17 protein-coding genes are annotated in these 16,756 nt (G+C 65.8%); 9 read left to right on the top strand and 8 right to left on the bottom strand.

All coding sequences use genetic code 11. The annotated features are described in order from the left end of the window. Positions 1 to 12: 12 nt before the first annotated feature. From ACVILH_RS00995 to ACVILH_RS00970, 6 genes are all read left to right on the top strand, one after another. Positions 13 to 240, top strand: coding sequence for a hypothetical protein (locus tag ACVILH_RS00995; RefSeq protein WP_456711210.1), 228 nt, complete (start codon positions 13 to 15; stop codon positions 238 to 240). A 172-nt stretch (positions 241 to 412) separates the two neighbouring features. Beyond that, positions 413 to 640, top strand: a complete 228-nt coding sequence (gene pufB / locus ACVILH_RS00990; protein ID WP_008964695.1) for a light-harvesting antenna LH1, beta subunit — start codon at positions 413 to 415, stop codon at positions 638 to 640. A 16-nt stretch (positions 641 to 656) separates the two neighbouring features. Next, complete coding sequence (pufA, locus tag ACVILH_RS00985) at positions 657 to 845, top strand: light-harvesting antenna LH1, alpha subunit (RefSeq protein WP_006615514.1); 189 nt, start codon at positions 657 to 659, stop codon at positions 843 to 845. Positions 846 to 1,022: 177 nt separating this feature from the next. Beyond that, positions 1,023 to 1,868 carry a photosynthetic reaction center subunit L gene (gene pufL, locus ACVILH_RS00980; protein WP_456711209.1) on the top strand — a complete coding sequence of 282 codons (846 nt, stop codon included), beginning with the start codon at positions 1,023 to 1,025 and terminating at the stop codon, positions 1,866 to 1,868. A gap of 18 nt (positions 1,869 to 1,886) precedes the next feature. After that, a complete protein-coding gene (gene pufM, locus ACVILH_RS00975; protein ID WP_456711208.1) occupies positions 1,887 to 2,813 on the top strand; it encodes a photosynthetic reaction center subunit M in 927 nt (308 codons plus the stop codon). An 18-nt stretch (positions 2,814 to 2,831) separates the two neighbouring features. After that, on the top strand, positions 2,832 to 3,509 hold the full coding sequence (locus ACVILH_RS00970; protein WP_456711207.1) for a biliverdin-producing heme oxygenase: 678 nt from the start codon (positions 2,832 to 2,834) through the stop codon (positions 3,507 to 3,509). A gap of 427 nt (positions 3,510 to 3,936) precedes the next feature. Here ACVILH_RS00970 and ACVILH_RS00965 read toward each other — a convergent pair whose 3' ends face one another. Then, positions 3,937 to 6,108 carry a GAF domain-containing protein gene (locus tag ACVILH_RS00965; RefSeq protein ID WP_456711206.1) on the bottom strand — a complete coding sequence of 724 codons (2,172 nt, stop codon included), beginning with the start codon at positions 6,106 to 6,108 and terminating at the stop codon, positions 3,937 to 3,939. After that, entirely contained in the window at positions 6,109 to 7,479 is a 1,371-nt protein-coding gene (ppsR, locus tag ACVILH_RS00960) for a transcriptional regulator PpsR (protein WP_456711205.1), read from the bottom strand. It lies immediately after the preceding gene. 326 nt (positions 7,480 to 7,805) lie between these two features. Between ppsR (ACVILH_RS00960) and ACVILH_RS00955 the strand changes: the two genes are divergently transcribed. Continuing rightward, positions 7,806 to 8,240 carry a c-type cytochrome gene (locus ACVILH_RS00955; protein WP_456711204.1) on the top strand — a complete coding sequence of 145 codons (435 nt, stop codon included), beginning with the start codon at positions 7,806 to 7,808 and terminating at the stop codon, positions 8,238 to 8,240. Between the two features lie 273 nt (positions 8,241 to 8,513). Here the strand turns inward: ACVILH_RS00955 and ACVILH_RS00950 are convergent, their stop codons facing one another. From ACVILH_RS00950 to ACVILH_RS00925, 6 genes are all read right to left on the bottom strand, one after another. After that, on the bottom strand, positions 8,514 to 8,777 hold the full coding sequence (locus tag ACVILH_RS00950) for a hypothetical protein (RefSeq protein ID WP_456711203.1): 264 nt from the start codon (positions 8,775 to 8,777) through the stop codon (positions 8,514 to 8,516). A 12-nt stretch (positions 8,778 to 8,789) separates the two neighbouring features. Beyond that, on the bottom strand, positions 8,790 to 9,992 hold the full coding sequence (locus tag ACVILH_RS00945) for a geranylgeranyl diphosphate reductase (RefSeq protein ID WP_456711202.1): 1,203 nt from the start codon (positions 9,990 to 9,992) through the stop codon (positions 8,790 to 8,792). A gap of 2 nt (positions 9,993 to 9,994) precedes the next feature. After that, positions 9,995 to 11,329: a BCD family MFS transporter gene (locus tag ACVILH_RS00940; RefSeq protein ID WP_456711201.1), complete on the bottom strand. Its 1,335-nt coding sequence runs from the start codon at positions 11,327 to 11,329 to the stop codon at positions 9,995 to 9,997. Further along, positions 11,326 to 12,240 (bottom strand): chlorophyll synthase ChlG, encoded by a 915-nt coding sequence (gene chlG / locus ACVILH_RS00935; protein ID WP_456711200.1) that lies wholly within the window; start codon positions 12,238 to 12,240, stop codon positions 11,326 to 11,328. The genes ACVILH_RS00940 and chlG overlap by 4 nt, the downstream gene beginning before the upstream one ends. Positions 12,241 to 12,256: 16 nt before the next feature. After that, complete coding sequence (gene ppsR, locus ACVILH_RS00930) at positions 12,257 to 13,624, bottom strand: transcriptional regulator PpsR (protein WP_456711199.1); 1,368 nt, start codon at positions 13,622 to 13,624, stop codon at positions 12,257 to 12,259. A gap of 137 nt (positions 13,625 to 13,761) precedes the next feature. Beyond that, on the bottom strand, positions 13,762 to 14,658 hold the full coding sequence (locus tag ACVILH_RS00925; RefSeq protein ID WP_456711198.1) for a cobalamin B12-binding domain-containing protein: 897 nt from the start codon (positions 14,656 to 14,658) through the stop codon (positions 13,762 to 13,764). A 229-nt stretch (positions 14,659 to 14,887) separates the two neighbouring features. On the opposite strand from ACVILH_RS00925, the gene bchF reads away from it, so the two are divergent. Both bchF and ACVILH_RS00915 read left to right on the top strand, forming a co-directional pair. Further along, complete coding sequence (bchF, locus tag ACVILH_RS00920) at positions 14,888 to 15,478, top strand: 2-vinyl bacteriochlorophyllide hydratase (RefSeq protein ID WP_456716837.1); 591 nt, start codon at positions 14,888 to 14,890, stop codon at positions 15,476 to 15,478. Further along, complete coding sequence (locus tag ACVILH_RS00915; protein ID WP_456711197.1) at positions 15,475 to 16,755, top strand: ferredoxin:protochlorophyllide reductase (ATP-dependent) subunit N; 1,281 nt, start codon at positions 15,475 to 15,477, stop codon at positions 16,753 to 16,755. Before bchF ends, ACVILH_RS00915 begins: the two co-directional genes overlap by 4 nt. Position 16,756 lies beyond the last annotated feature (1 nt).

Genomic DNA, 16,756 nt, shown 5'->3' with positions numbered 1-16,756 from the left:
AGGGAGAGGACGATGTCGTTGTACGAACGCATGGATCGTGACGTCGCGCCGAGATCGCGCGAGCGGATCGACTATCTCCTGGTCTACGCGGTGTGCTTTGCCGTGCTGATCGTCGAGGGCGTGCTGCGCCGGATCGGCTCGGTCATCACCGGCCATCGTCCGGCGCCGCTCGGGGCGATTGTCGGCGAAGCGCGGATCAAGGCCGCGAATTGCGCGACCTCGTCGTTCATGGGGTTGTGACGGCCCGGAAAGGTTTCGGACGCCGGGGTCGTGATCTCAGGCCCCGCGAGTCTTGCAAGGAATTCGTGCGGCTCGCCGCGCGGATGCCATCCCGGCAACGGGATGGCGCTTCGACGCCGCTTGCGACAGTGGGCGGCATCCGGCCGAAAGGCCAACACCAGGAGGTACTACTATGGTGGAACCAAACAAGGGAGGCTCTCTGTCGGGGCTGACCGAAGCGGAGGCTAGGGAATTCCATAGCATCTTCATGACGAGCTTTGTGGTCTTCACGGCGGTTGCGATCGTCGCCCACATTCTCGCCTGGATGTGGCGTCCCTGGCTGCCGGGGCCGACAGGCTACAAGGCGGCGCTGGATGGGGCAACCCACTACGCCACGCTCGCGCTCTCCTACCTGACCTGATCGAAAGGAGATAACTATGTGGCGCTTGTGGTTGCTGTTCGATCCCCGCAGGGTTCTCGTGGCTCTCGGCGTGTTCCTGTTCGGTCTGGCATTGGTGATTCACTTCATCCTGCTCAGCACGAACCGCTTCAACTGGCTGGAAGGACCTCGTGCGGCGAAGACGTCGTCGATCTCCGCTCCGGTCACGCCGGTGAAGCTCACCTAGAGCTTCGGCTCAACAATGGGAAGCGGACGTTAGCTGGGCGGCAGACCCTGCTCGCCCGCTTCCCAAATCTCCACGATTTCGAATCTCGAGAGCTCCAATCATCTGGGGCTCTGCGAGCTCACGACCTCGCGATACGACACGTCACATATCGAGCGACGGGCAGCGGAGGCAGGACCGATGGCAATGCTCAGCTTTGAACGAAAATACCGCGTCCGCGGCGGCACGTTGATCGGCGGCGATCTCTTCGATTTCTGGGTCGGACCGTTCTACGTCGGCTTCTTCGGCGTGACGACGATCTTCTTCACCTTCGTCGGCGTGGCGCTGATCCTCTACGCGTCAGCACTCGGGCCGACCTGGAACATCTGGCAGATCAGCATCAATCCGCCCGACGCCAAATACGGCCTCTCGTTCGCGCCGCTGACCGAGGGCGGCTTCTGGCAGCTCATCACGGTGTGCGCGCATGGCGCGTTCGTCTCGTGGGCGCTGCGCGAGGTCGAGATCTGCCGCAAGCTCGCGATCGGCTACCACGTCCCGGTCGCCTTCGGCTTCGCGATCTTCGCCTATTTCACCTTGGAGGTGATCCGTCCGGTGCTGATGGGCTCGTGGAGCTATGCCTTCCCTTACGGCATCATCACCCATCTCGATTGGGTGTCGAACACCGGCTATCAGTTCGGCAACTTCCACTACAATCCCGCGCACATGATCGCGATCACGTTCTTCTTCACGACGTGTCTCGCGCTCGCGCTGCACGGCTCGCTGATCCTGTCGGCGGCCAATCCGGGCAAGGGCCAGGAGATGAAGTCGCCGGAGCATGAGAACACCATGTTCCGTGATCTCATCGGCTACTCCATCGGCACGCTCGGCATCCACCGCCTCGGCCTATTCCTGGCGCTGTCGGCGGTGTTCTTCAGCGCCGTCTGCATCGTCATCTCCGGACCTGCCTGGCTGATGCCCGAAGGCAATGCCTGGTCGGATTGGTGGGATTGGTGGCGCCGCATTCCGATCTGGTCGCCGCCGCAATGAGTTCAAGGAGAGGTCGTCATGGCCCAATACCAGAACATCTTCACGCAGATCCAAGTTCGTAGCAAAATCTACCCGGGCATTCCGATCGAGCCGGGTATCTGGGAGCGGCTCGGCAAGGGCAGCTTCAACTACTGGTTCGGTAAGCTCGGCGACGCCCAGGTCGGCCCGGTCTATCTCGGCTTCCTTGGCCTCGCCTCACTGGCGTCCGGCTTCGTTGCGATCGAGATCATCGGTCTCAACATGCTGGCGTCGGTGAACTGGAGCCCGCTCGAGTTCATCCGCCAGTTCTTCTGGCTGTCATTGCAGCCGCCGGCTCCGGAATACGGCCTGCAGATCTTCCCGCCGTTGCAGGAGGGCGGCTGGTGGTTGATGGCCGGCTTCTTCCTGACGACGTCGATCCTGTTGTGGTGGGCGCGCACCTATCGTCGGGCCAGGGCGCTCGGCCTCGGCACGCATGTGTCGTGGGCGTTCGCCTCCGCCATCTGGCTGTATCTGGTGCTCGGCTTCATCCGGCCGATCTTCATGGGCAGCTGGAGCGAGGCGGTGCCGTTCGGCATCTTCCCGCATCTCGACTGGACCAACAACTTCTCCATCACCCACGGCAATCTGTTCTACAATCCGTTCCACATGCTCTCGATCGCCTTCCTGTATGGGTCGGCGCTGCTGTTCGCGATGCATGGCGCGACGGTGCTGGCGATCAGCCGCTACGGCGGCGAGCGCGAGCTGGAGCAGATCGTCGACCGCGGCACGGCCTTCGAACGCGGTGCGCTGTTCTGGCGCTGGACGATGGGCTTCAACGCGACGGCCGAGTCGATCCATCGCTGGGCCTGGTGGTTCGCCGTGCTTTGCACCTTGACCGGCGGCATCGGTATCCTACTGTCAGGCACCGTCGTCGATAATTGGTTCGACTGGGGCGTGAAACACGGGCTGGCGCCGGCGCGCTGAAGTCCTGCAGGGCGTGACATGTTGGACAGAGTTGAGCAGATCGAGATGGCCGGGCGCAGCACGCGTCCGGCCAGTCTGTTGGAAGCGATGCGCGAGCGCACCAAGACGCTGCATCTGACCGCCGAGCGGACCGGCATCGTCGCCGAGCTGCTGCGCGGCCGCGGCACGCGAGCGGCCTACGCGCTGTTGCTACGGAATCTCTTGCCGGTTTATGAGGCGATGGAAGCCGAGCTGCGACGTCATGCGGCCTCTCCCGTGACCGGCCTCATCGTGCGGCCCGAGCTGCATCGCAGTGCTGCGATCGCAGCCGACCTTGCGCAACTCGATGCCCGCGATTTGCCGCTTCTGCCTGAAGCGATCACTTACGTCGGCGCGATCCGGGAGGCGGGATCGGGCTCCGGCCATCCGCTGCTGGCCCATGCCTATACGCGCTATCTCGGCGATCTCAGCGGCGGTCAGATCATCAAGAAGATTCTCGCGCGTTCGCTCTCGCTGCCGCACGAGGCGCTGTCGTTCTACGAGTTTCCGGAGATCGCGAACATCCCACGGTTCAAGGGTGCCTATCGTGATGCGCTGGAGCAGGCGGGTGCCGCGATGACGGAGCATGCTGTCGTCGTCGAGGAGGCGGCCACGGCCTTCCAGCTGAACATCACGTTGTCGCAGGCGCTGCAAGTGGCCGCGGGGCTGGGCGGATAGGGTTCACACCAAGCGCCTGCTTCGGACGACGCGATTGAACGCTACAATCGCTTGGAGACAAGATGTTTCCGCGGGGACGGTCAGCTCCCCTCCCCCTTGCGGGGAGGGGTTGGGGGTGGGGGTCCACGAGTCGCGCTGCTTCTGATTGAGCTCCGTACGACAGAGCTATTTTGCTCCTGAGGTCACCGCAACCAGAGCTGTTACGCGATGTGAGAAGTCGTCGTGCTCACCATCACGTTCGGAGTGCGCGGACCCCCACCCCCGACCCCTCCCCGCAAGGGGGAGGGGAGCGCACCGCGGTCGTGGGACCATCTCGGATCACATCATCAGAGGGCTTTTGAGTTGGCGGACGACTGTGCCCCGCATGACCAACTAGGCGAAGCAAAGCCCGGGCTCGCTCCCTCCACGCCGCTCACTCGAAACTCTCTTAATCCTCGCTCTGCGAGCGATACCACACCAGGTGCTCGAGGATGCCGAGCGTCCGGGCTGTCGAGTTGCGGATGCTCTCCAGCATCTCGGGCATGCTGCCGGCCTCCGCGCCGTGCGTGACTTCCAGCGCGGCGAGCTGGGCGTTCTCGACCGTGGAGGCCGCCAGCTCCTTGTAGATCAGGCTGGCGCTCTGATCGAGCCGCAGGCTCGGGCGGCGCGCGCCGTCGATCTCCTCCTGGAAGCGGGCGCGGGCGGCTTCCGCGGTCTTGCGCTCGGTCAAGTCGGAGAAGATCAGCACGAAGCCGAGCACGCGGTCGTGCGGCGCGATCACGGGATCGGCGCGCAGCATGAGCGGCCGTTGCGGCAAGGCGCCGCCCGTCAGCGTCAGCTCGCCGCGCCAGCTGCGCTTGTTGCGCATCAGATCGTCGAGATTGGCGCGGAACTCCGCCGGCGCGGAGAAGTAGGCGCCGAGATCGCGCAGATGCGGAATGTGCGGATGCGAGGCGCGCAGCTGCTGCTCGAAGGCTTCGTTCATCAGCAGAATGCGGCCTTCGACATCGGCGATGATGACCGGCTGCTCCGAGCGCAGCACCTGGGCGCTGATCGTGGCGAGCTGGTCCTGCGCGATCACCATGCGCACCGAGCGGAGCTGCAACGCGACGTCGGCGACGGTCTCGCTGACCAGCCGCGCCGAGGCGAGCTCCGCCGGCGACCATGGCTCGGACTTGCCCTCGACGAGCTGGTGCCATTGCGCAAACGAGCGGCGGGGCGACAGATCGGAGGGATCGTCGCCGATGATCACGGCCTTCAGCGGATCGCCGCCCCAGGTCACCGTTCGCACCTGCTCGGGCCGGAACCACAACAGATACTCGCCATCGCTGGCGGAGAGCGGCGCTGCGATCAGCCCGCTCGCCACGCCGCGGATATCGCTGAATGACGGCTCGTCGAAGGTGAGCGAGGCGGTGACGGTCAGCCCCTGTGCAGCGTCCGGCGCCTTGCGGCGCCGGTCCAGCCAGGCGGCGAGGTCACGGATGCGCTGCGTCGACGGCACGTCGCCGGCGGTCATCACCTGGCCCTCGAACAGCAGCGCGGCGCCGCTCGCGCCGAGCGGCTGCAGCAGCGATTGCGAGCCGTCGAACAGAGCCGCCTGCCACTCGCCGTCGCGCGACACCGCCTCGGCCAGCCGCTGCTCCAGCCGGCGCACCACGAGCTCCGACTGACTCTGCGCAAAGCTCTCCAGCGCCGCGATGCGGATCGCGCAGGTCTCGGCCAGCGCCTCGCCGGCGGCGCGAATGTCGAACGGCACGAAGCGGGGCTCATAGTGATGGCAGGCGATCAGGCCCCAGAGACGGCCGCTGACCATCAGCGAGCACACCAAGGTCGCCCCGACGCCCATGTTCTGCAGATATTTCTGGTGGATCGGCGACATGCTGCGCAGGCAGCTCAGGGACATGTCGAGGTCGCGGCCGTTGAGCGGCGAGATGCGCGGCTGCAATGCCACTGGCGTGTAGTTGACGTCGACCAGGAGGCGCACGCGGTTGCGCTCATACAGCCGCCGCGCGATCTGCGGAATGTCGGAGGCCGGGTAGCGGTTGCCGAGAAAGGCCTCGAGGTCCGGCCGCCGCCGCTCCGACAGCACCTCGCCATGGCCCTCCTCGTCGAAGCGATAGACCATCACGCGATCGTAGCCGGTGATCTCGCGGAAGATGGTTGCGGTCTCGTCGCACAGGCCGATCAGCGAGGAGGACGAGGTGATGCGATGGAAGGCGCCGTCGAGCGCGGGCGCGACGTTGGTGGTCTTGGTCGCCGGCTCCAGCTCGACGATCAGCCCGCCATTGGAGGGGCGATGGACGGTGCAGTCCACCCGGCGCGGCGGCGAGCCGGCAGTGCAGCGCAGGGTCATCGGCGAAAGATGCAGCGGACCATTGAGATGCGGCAGGATCTGCAGCGCCAGATCGCCGCCGAGATCGCGCAGCGGGCGGCCGACCACCGAGCTCGTGTTGAGAAACTCCGCCGCATTGACGCTCGCCTGGATGACTGTGTTATCCGGCTCCTTGATCGCCAGCAGAATGCCATGCGGCTGAATCGAGCCTGCGAGATGGATCTGTTCGCGCTCGCAATTCGCAAGAGTAGCGTGGCCGAAGGCTGGCGTCGTCAGCGGAACGGGCAACTAGCTCCCCTTTTCGGTTTCCTCGCCGTTTTCTTCAAGTTGGCTTAGATTATACCGATCAAGCTTGGCGTAAAGACTCTGGCGGCTCAGACCGAGAATTTCAGCCGCCGAGGTGCGGTTCCCGTTGGCCAGCTCGAGCGCGGCGCGGACGTAATGCTGCTCGACGACCTCGACCGTGCTCCGCACCAGATCGCGCAACGGGGTCTTGCCCACCGATTCGTTGAGACCTGAGAGCGCCGCCCTGAGATTGTCATGCTCCGCCGTCGGCGACAACCGCCGGGCGATGTTGCGCAGGACGAGGCCGATCCGGCGCTGGCTGTCCTGGCCATGCGCCGCGGCGGAGATCTCGACCTCCGTCTCGGTGCCCAGCTCGCCCTGGATGGTGGTCGACAGCAGCCGGACCATGCCGTGGCGCTCGACATTGGAGATCAGCACCGAGAGGTCGGCGCCGGGACGCATCAGCCAGCGGCTGAGCTTCTCGCCGATGAGGGCCTCTTTCGATCCGATCTCGATCAGCTCCAGGAATGCGCGGTTGGCGCGCTTGATGGTGCCGGTGGCATCGATGCTGATGATGGCATCGGGCAGGTTGTCGATCAGCCCTTCCGGATCATCCGCGACCGGGCCGGGCTGGATGGACTTGCCGATCGGCGCCATCTGCAAAAGGAACATCGGCGCGTTGTCGCTGGTCATCAGCGAGCCCCGGAGCATCCAGGGGGCGGCGTCCTCGCCGAGATGGATCACGATGCCCGGCGCCTTGCCCTGGTCGCGCACCCGACGCAGCATCAGCTCGACCGGCTCGCGGTCTTTCTCCGGAATTTCGTGCAGGAATTCGCGGCCGACCAGATTGTCGCGGCGCCGGCTCGACACGCCGAGCGCGGCGGCCGCCGTGCGGTTGGCCTCGACGATGCGCAGGTCCGAGACCTTGGTCAGCAGCACGGCCTCGTTGGAATCCTCGATCACCAGGCGGTAGCGGGTCTCGATCTCGCGCAGGCGCCAATAATCACGCTCGATGGTCTGCTGCGCCGAAATCAGCCGCGCCTGCAGCTCGGCGACCGCTTGCAGGTTCTTGCCGATCGCCAGCATGCCGGCGCGACCACCGAGCAGCACGGTGGTGAACTCCATCGGCAGCTCGAGGCCGCTCGGGAACCGCTGCGTGATCTGGCGGAACGCGGAAATGCCGGTGTGCTTGGTGTCCTGCATGATGCGCTCGATCTTCTCGCTCGCATCGTCGACGATCTCGGACCAGGCGCGGCCGAGCCAGACGTCGACATTCTCCGCCGACATGTTCGGTGACAGCGTGGCCTCGCGGATCACGCCGTCCATGTCGAGCAGCAATGTCACGTCGGGTCGTGGACCGTGAAACTCGGCCATGGTCTTGGCACCCGTTATCTTGGCACCCTCAAAGACGCTCACGGGAGCGCGGCCAGCTCGTTTGGCGCGCATTTTGAAGGTGATGCGCCGTATCCCGCTAACGTATTGAGAGTCTTGAGAATGTCGTTAGTCCACGCAGCGCCTTCAGTGTCAAGGCTTATTTCCGGGCATCCAACTTTCGTTGGTATTCCTGCGCTCACTGCATGGTCGAACTGCGACTTATTCGCTCACTTTCATTTCATGTGAGCATGACAAGCGTTCATGACATTGATAGCTGTAAAGTAAAATCACATGCGCTAACGGAACGACACATCAGGAGGATTGGCATGCTCAAGGCGGGTTTGGTTGCAGCGGTCGCGATTGCAATGTCGGCGGGCGCCGCGTCGGCGCTGGAAGGCGGCGACGCCGCGAAAGGCGAGCAGGTCTTCAAGCAATGCATGACCTGCCACCGCATCGGACCGGACGCCAAGAACGCCGTCGGCCCGGTGCTCACGGGCGTGATCGGCCGCCCGACCGGGACGTATCCGGGCTTCGCCTATTCCGAGCTGAACAAGCATGCCGGCGAAGCCGGGTTGGTTTGGACCGACGACAACATCTTCGAGTACCTGGTCGACCCCAGCGCGTTCCTCAAGAAATACCTGACGGAAAAGGGCAAGGCCGACCAGGCCACCGGCTCGACCAAGATGGTGTTCAAGCTCGCCAATGAGCAGCAGCGCAAGGATGTCATCGCCTATCTGAAGACGTTCTCGGAGAAGAAGTAAGCTGAGGTCGGCGTGAGCCCTCATCTGTGAGGGCTTGCCCGAGATCCGTCGGCACACACCACTGTCGTCCCGGCGAACGCCGGGACCCATACCGCGGACGGCCAGTTGGTGAAGACGGTCTGGATCGTCTTTCTTCGCTGATCACACCCGTCGGTGGTTATGGGTCCCCGCTTTCGGGGGACGACACCTTTGGGTGTCGCGAGCCGGCGGGCATACCTGACAACAGTGCATTGCCGGCGAGACCATTTCAGGCAAGCGCGAGCGCCGGTACGCCTACCGCCACCGCTGCCTGAGATCCGCGGCATTTGCGACACCGGATGCGGCGAGGCAGCCCGCCAGCCAGAGCCAGGACGCATCCGACAGCGCACAGCGCAAGGCGAGCAGCAGGAAGATGCCGGCGAGCAGGTTGGGCAGCAGCGCCCGCGGGCTGATGCCGCGACGATGGCGCCGCCAGATCCAGGTGATCGCCGCGAACTCCACGGCCACCACCCCCAGGATCATGTCCACCACATGTGGGCTGCGATACAGCTCGTCCATTGCGTGAGCAGCTCAGGCCGCCTTCGCGAGGCCCGTGAGGTGGGCGATGTTCTTGAAGAAGATGCGGACGTGCGACAGCGGCTTGGCCTTCACCAGCTCCTTGTTCATGTAGGCGTCCCAGGTCAGCTGCTGGACGTCCTTGTCGCGGCAGATCGACACGAAGCGCTCGCGGCGGGCGTCGTTCGTGTACCAGTAGCGCTGCATCATGCCGAGGATGAAGAACACCGCGCCGTGCTTGCGCATGAAGGTCTTGCGGGCGGAGGCGAGCGACTTGGCGTCGCCGGTCTTCAAGAACAGCGCGACCGCATCAGCCGCGGCGCGGCCGCCAGCCATCGCGTAATAGATGCCTTCGCCCGAGGCCGGCGCCACGACGCCCGCGGCATCGCCCGCCAGCACCACGTCCCGGCCATTGTCCCAGCGTGACAGCGGCTTCAGCGGGATCGGCGCGCCTTCGCGGCGGATGGTCTCGAGGTCGTCGAACGCGGCCGCCTTGCGGAAGGCGGCGACTGAGCCGCGCAGCGAGAAGCCCTTGTGGGCGCTGCCGGTGCCGATGCTGGTGGTCGGCCCGTGCGGGAACACCCAGCTGTAGAAGTCTGGCGACAGCTGGCCGCGATAGACGACGTCGCACCGCGTGGCGTCGAACAGCGGATGGCTGCGGTCCGGCGAGCGGATGATCTCGTGATAGGCGAAGACGTAGCGGATCTCGCTGGCTTCCGGGATGCACTGCCGCGCCACCGCAGAGACGGCGCCGTCGGCACCGATCACGGCGCGGGCGCGCACGCTATCCTCGCGCATGCTGCCGTCGTCCATGCGACGCTCGTAATGCACGACGGTGGTGCCGTCGTCGCGGGTGATATGGCTGTAGGTGCCGGTGCGTCGGATCGCGCCCCCCTCGGCGGCACGGTTGCGCAGCCATTCGTCATAATGCTCGCGATCGACCATGCCGACGAAGCCGCCATCGATCGGCATGTCGACGTCCCGGTTGCTCGGCGACACCATGCGGGCAGAGGAGATCCGCGCCACCAGCAGATGGTCGGGAATCTCGAACTCGGCGATCAGCCGCGGCGGGATGGCGCCGCCGCACGGCTTGATGCGGCCGGCCCTGTCGAGCAGCAGCACGCGGTGGCCCTGGCGGGCGAGGTCATTGGCCGCGGTAGCGCCGGCCGGGCCGCCGCCGACCACCACGACATCGAACGTCTCGGACGAGGTGCTCATCGCTAGGCTCCCTGATTGGCCGGCTGTGCCGCCAGCGCCGATGGCTGCTCGCGCGGGCGTTTGATCCAGATCGCGAGCCAGGCGGAAAGGACGAACAGCGCCGCCTCGGCGGCGAACACCGCGGCATAGGCCGAGGCGGTCGACGGCATGAAGGCGCGCGCGGCATCCGCTGCCGCGGTGCCGACGAAGCCGCCGATGCCGAACGAGATCGCCTGCGAGGCGCCCCACAGGCCCATCCGCGTGCCCTCGCGATTGTCGCGGCCTTCGCTGACCATGTTCATCATCGCGCCGATCGCGGCGATGGCGTAGACGCCGTTGGTGATGCCGAGCAGCAGCACCGAGCCGCGCAGCGGCCATGTGGGTCCGACGGTGGCGGCGGCGACGAGGCTCAGCAGCGCCAGCGCCGAGGCGAGGCAGCCGCCGACGATCCAGGGCTGCGGCTTGGTGCGCCAGTCGGCATGCAGGCTCGCCATCGCCGGCATCAGGATCATGCCGATCAGCGCGCCCATGTGCTGCACCGACGAGAGCTGCGTGGTCTGGCCCGGCGTCATGCCGAACACGCTGCCGGCGAACGGCTCGAGGATCAGGTCCTGCGCGCTATAGGCCAGCATCGAGACGAAGATGAAGATCGCGAAGCGCCGCGCCTGCGGCTCCCGGCAGATCTCGCGAAAATCCTCCATGAAGCCGCCGCGCTCGGCTGTCGCCGTAGCCCTCTCGGCGGACAGCTCGGGCTGCTCGATGCCCCACACGCCGAGCAGGGTCAGCACCATCGCGATGGCGGAGACCGTGCCGGACACCAGCATCAGCCGCTCGCCGGAGAACGGATCGAGCGCCTTGCCGGCCGCCGCCGTGGTGACGATGAAGCCTGCGATCATCATGATCCAGGCGATCGAGGCGGCGGCGCTGCGCCGCTCCGGCGCGGTGCGCTTGGCGAGCAGCACCAAAAGCGAGGTGCCGGCGGCGCCGACGCCGATGCCGATCATGATGAAGGCGATCACCGCCAAGACGAGGCCGAGCATGAGCTGGCTCGCCATCAGCGCTGTCGCTGCTGCGGCCAGCAGGCCGCCGGCCGCGAGCACGGCCATGCCGCCGACGATCCAGGCGAACCGACGCCCGCCGACGTCGGAGCCGTGGCCGAGCCAGGGACGTAGTACCTGCATCGCGTAGTGGATCGCGACCAGCAGGCCGGGGATCATCGCCGGCAGCGCCAGCTCGATCACCATCACGCGGTTCAGGGTCGAGGTCGTCAGCACCACGACCGCGCCAAGCGCGGTCTGCACCAGGCCGAGCCTGACGATGCCGAACCAGGAGAGCGGAGCGGGGGTGGTCGTCGTCATGCCGACATCCCCGCGAGCGCAAACGCCGTCACCAGCATGCCCAGCACGTAGAGCAGCACGCCGGTCCCGTTGTACCAGGGTGCGAGCTCGCGCGGATTCTTCAGCAGCCGGCGCATCAGCACGAGCTGGGCGGCGATCAGCGCGGTGACGACCATCGCATGCGCCGGACGGCTCCAGAGGACGAGCAGCGCGAGCACGGCGACCTGCGCCAGCGCCATGGTGATGCAGGCGAGGCGCGCGGCGCGCTCGGGGCCGAGCAGCACCGGCAGCGAATTGACCCCGCTGACGCGGTCGCCGCCGATCGACTTGAAGTCGTTCAGCGTCATGATGCCGTGCGCGCCCGCGCTGTACAGCAGCGCGATCGCCAGCACCGGCCAGGATGGCGCCTGTGCGCTCATGATCGCCGCCGCGGTGATCCACGGCAGGCCTTCATAGCAAAGCCCGACCGCGCTATTGCCCCACCAGCCGTTCTGCTTCAGCCGGATAGGCGGCGCGCTATAGGCCCAGGCGAGCGCCAGGCCGAGTGCGGCGGCGGCAAAGCCCCAGGTGCCGAGCAGTGTGGCGACGCCGAGCGACAGCACCGTCCAGATCAGCGCGATGTAAAGGCCCCAGCGGCCGGGAATGCGATCCGACGGAATCGGCCGGTCCGGCTCGTTGATCGCATCGACATGACGGTCAAACCAGTCGTTGACCGCCTGGCTGGTGGCGCACACCATCGGCCCGGCGAGCACGAGGCCTGCGATCACGATCGGCCAGCGTGGCGCCAGCGGCGCCCCCGACGACACCACGCCGCAGCCAAAGGCCCAGATCGGTGGAAACCAGGTGATCGGCTTCAACAACTCGAGAACGGCCGAGGGCTGAAGCCTTGACGGAATCCTTGGCGAAAGCTGGACGGGCGCGATCTCGGTCATTGCAGAACTCTTCCCACTATTCCAACTGACTGTCTTCCTCGCTCGGCTCGGCGAGGCCGTAGCGCCGGAGCTTGACGTAGAGGCTCTGGCGGCTGAGCCCGAGCATCTCGGCTGCGGTGGCGCGGTTGTCGCCGGTGAGCTTGAGCGCGGTCTCGATGCACATCCGCTCGATCACGTCGGTGGTCTCGCGCACCAGCTCCTTGAGCGGCACGCGGCCGATCAGCTCGGCAAGCTGCTCGCGCGAGCGCGGGATGAAGGCGTGGTCGCCGCCGTCGGCGGAGATGCGCGGGCCGACATTGCGGATGGTGAAGCCGAGCCGGGCTTGGCCGGGCGCGCCGACCGTGGTGGCGGAGATCTCGACATCGACCGGCGAGCCATGCTCGCCGCGGACCACGCTGGAGAACAGCTTCAACGTGCCGTGCTGGCGCAGATTGCTGAGCATCACCGAGAAGTCGACCGCCGACTTGCCGATCCAGCGGTCGATCGTCTCGCCCATGATCTGGTGCATGTTCTCGATCTGGGCGAGCTGCAGGAAGGTGGCGTTGGCGTGCAGCAGCCGGCCGTCCATGTCGGTGATGACGAAGCCGTCAGGCGCCGATTCGACGAACTGCACCAGCTGGGTGTTCACGTCGGACGATTTCGGCAATGCCGGCTGGCCATATTGCGGCGAGAAGCGCAGCAGGAAGAACGACGAGGTGTCCTGGCGGAAGAAGGTGCCGTCGAGCAGATAGTCGCGGCCGCCGTCGAGCGTCACCTTGGCGCGCTCGATCTTGCCCTGCGAGCGGATCGCCAGCGACAGCGATTGCGACATCGCGAGGTCGTCGATCAAGAGCGCATCCGGAAACAGCTTGCCGATCAGATTGGCGGCGCCGTGATCGAGCAGGTCGGCGGCGGCCGGATTGGCTTCGACGATGCGGTGGCTGGTCGCGTCGATGATCAGGACCGGCTCGGCGGTGATCTGGAACAGGATCCGGTAGCGCGATTCGGCATTGCGCATGCGCGAGTAGTCGCGCTCGATCGCAACCTGCGCCTCGATCAGCTTCTGCTGGAGCGCGGCGGTCGCGCGCACGTCGCGCCCGACTGCGATGTAGCGGGCCGCGCCCTTGATCGCGACGACCGCGAACAGGATCGGGATGTCAGGTCCGCGCGCGGCCGGGTAGCGCACCTCGCGCCAGCGCGACACCTTGCGCTCCGAGGCTTCGGCGAGCAGCAGCTCTGGCTTGGTCTGGCTTTCCTCGGACACTGTTGCTTGCCAGGATCGGCCGATCCACTCGTCTGTGTTTCTCAATTCAAGCGGCAGGCCGGCCTGTTGAAAGGCCAGGTCCTGGATGTTGCCGTCGGCGTCGAGCGCGAGCGCAATGTCGGAGGCTGCGGCCACCAGCATGGCCGCAACATCCGCATTGAGATCGCCAAGCGACTCTTTCGGAGCTCTGAACGCCCTCACCAACGCCGTTGTCCTCCCAATCAAGGAGCCTTCGCGCGGCAAGTCTCGTTCCAGCATTCATCTTCACTGCACCTCAGCTATCGCCGTTCGGTCAGAAGACTGACGACGTGCCGGGCTTGCGAAGCCTCTCTGCTCATGTCGGAGACAACACCGTCGCCGCCGACCAAGAGAACGAGTTCAGGCCGTTCAATAAACGCAGGACCGCAGACCAGCACGCCGATGTCCTGGTTGGAGGACTCGCGCCGGACCATCCTTATGTTTGAGGCGAGATCGTCAAGCTTCTTGTCGCTGGTGGCGAAGAACTCGACGACGTTGAACCATTGCGAGCGGAGCGTGTCGATGAAACCACGATCCGCCGTATCCGGCTCGATCCAAGTATCCCAGCCGTCGCGGCGAAAGAATTCGCCGGCGAGCACGACGCCGAACATCATGTGGCCGATCTCGCGGCGATCGCCGGGGGACGTCGTCAGCAGCACCCGCAATCCGGTCGGCGCCACCGCGAGCTCGGCGCAGAACGCCGGGCTGAAATGGCGCAGCAGCTGCTGCAGCCGCCACAGCGCGAGCGTCACGTCGGCGAAGTCGCGCTCGTCATCGGCCCAGAGATGCCGCAGATGGTTCGCGGTCGGCACCAGCAGATCGAGATAGATTCGCTCGAGCGTCTCACCGTGATCGCGATGCGCCTGGATGCAGGCGACCGCACCGTCGTCATCGGCGTCGAGCACCAGCTCGGCGAAGTCGGCGGCCTCCTGGGCAGAGGCCGTGATGATCGCCGGCACGCGCTCCAGCGCGGAGGCATGCGCCATGACCAGCCGCGGAATGATCTCGGCCTCGATCGCTCCGTTCAGTTGGGGATGACGGGTGCTGTGTAAAGGCACGTTGACGCGTGGCGATGCCGACGGCTGAAAACCGGCCTGTCCACGCTTCGTCCGAAAGCGTGCTCGCGGAAATCGGGCTGTCTCATTGAGTTCGGTCATCAGCGCCTCCCCTCCATATGAGCGCACGTCACTCGTTGCGTCAATATTATTTGACGTCAATTTTGATTGACACTCGTCCTGCCCAGGTCTAGCGTTTCCCCATCGGGCACGCACTCGGGGATTTGCGATGCGCCACCTGCGAACTGCACAACGTGACGTTGATCAAACCGAGTGCGGTGCACCAATTATGTCCCTGTGGTTGCCGTCATCGCACCACCCGGAACTGGTGTTGTCAAATCATCTTTACACATCGTGTGACGCCCAATTCACGTCCGCCACTGATCCGTCGCTGTGGAGTCAACTCTGCTTCACACCCGAGGCGGCGCCGCGTGCAAAGCGGCAAGCGCTTTACACGCCTGAGGAAAAGCGCCGGCGGGACGAAACGCCCTGGACCCTGGTGCAGGGCATTCTGGCGCCGCTGCAATTTCTCGTCTTCCTGATCAGCTTGGGATTGGTGGCGCGCTATCTCGCGACCGGTGAAGGCCTGTGGCTTGCGACCGCTTCGGTCGTTCTGAAGACGACGCTGCTCTACGCCATCATGATCACCGGCTCGATCTGGGAGCGGATCGTGTTCGGGCGCTATCTGTTCGCGCCGGCCTTCTTCTGGGAGGACGTGTTCTCGATGTTGGTGATCGCGCTGCATACGGCCTATCTCGCCGCGATCATCGGACATATCGGATCGGCGCAGCAGCAGATGCTGCTGGTGCTCGCGGCCTATGCGGCCTACGCGATCAACGCCACGCAGTTCCTGCTCAAGCTGCGCGCCGCGCGGCTGCAGGAGCAGGCGGTGGCCACAGCCAGTGCGGAGCGCGCGGCATGACTGTTCACGCGCAAGCCTGTGCCGTTGCCCCTGCTTCTGACGGCGTGCTGCGCGAGCGCGGCCAGCGTGAGGTGTTCTGCGGGCTCACCGGCATCGTCTGGCTCCACAGGAAAATTCAGGACGCGTTCTTCCTCGTCGTCGGCTCGCGCACCTGCGCGCATCTGATCCAGTCGGCCGCCGGCGTGATGATCTTCGCCGAGCCGCGCTTCGCCACCGCGATCATGGAGGAGCGCGACCTCGCCGGCCTCGTCGACGCCAATGACGAGCTCGACCGCATCGTCGCGCAGCTCTTGGCGCGGCGGCCTGATATCAAGCTCCTGTTCCTGGTCGGCTCATGCCCGTCGGAGGTGATCAAGCTCGATCTGTCGCGGGCGGCGTTGCGGCTGTCGCAGCGCTTCTCGCCCGGCGTACGCGTACTCAACTACTCCGGCAGCGGCATCGAGACGACGTTCACGCAAGGCGAGGATGCGTGCTTGGCTGCGCTTGTGCCGGTGCTGCCGACAGCCGATCACGCCGCGCGGCCGTCGCTGCTCGTGGTGGGCGCGCTCGCTGATGTTGTCGAAGACCAGTTCAAGCGTACCTTCGCCGCGCTCGGCATCGATCAGGTCTCCTTCCTGCCGCCGCGCCGTTCGTCGGAGCTGCCAGCGATCGGACCGGAAACGCGGGTGCTGCTCGCGCAGCCCTTCCTCGGCGACACCGCGCGCGCGTTGGAAGAGCGCGGCTGCCGCCGGATCGCGGCGCCGTTTCCGTTGGGCGGGGAGGGGACCGCGCTGTGGCTCGCTGCGGCGGCTGACGCTTTCGGCGTCTCGCGTGCCCATGTCGAGCGCACCATCGCGCCGCTCAAGGCGCGCGCGGAAAAGGCGCTGGCGCGTTATCGCGCGCAGCTCGCCGGCAAGCGCGTCTTCCTGTTCCCGGATTCGCAGATCGAGATTCCCTTGGCGCGCTTCCTGGCGCGCGAGATCGGCATGGAGCTGGTCGAGGTCGGGACGCCCTACCTGCATCGCGATCATCTCGCCGCCGAGCTTGCGATGCTGCCCGCCGGCACGCAGCTCAGCGAAGGCCAGGACGTCGAGCGCCAGCTCGATCGCTGCCGTGATGCACGTCCCGATCTCGTCGTTTGCGGGCTCGGCCTGGCCAATCCGCTGGAGGCCGAGGGCCTCACCACCAAATGGTCGATCGAGCTGATCTTCACGCCCATCCAGGGTTTCGACCAGGCCGGCGATCTCGCCGAGCTGTTCGCGCGGCCCTTGCTGCGGCAAACGCGACTGGCGGTGTGAG

Source organism: Bradyrhizobium sp. USDA 4353 (genome assembly GCF_054063215.1).
Note: the sequence above shows the minus strand (reverse complement) of the source record. Positions and strands in the feature narration are given on the sequence as shown.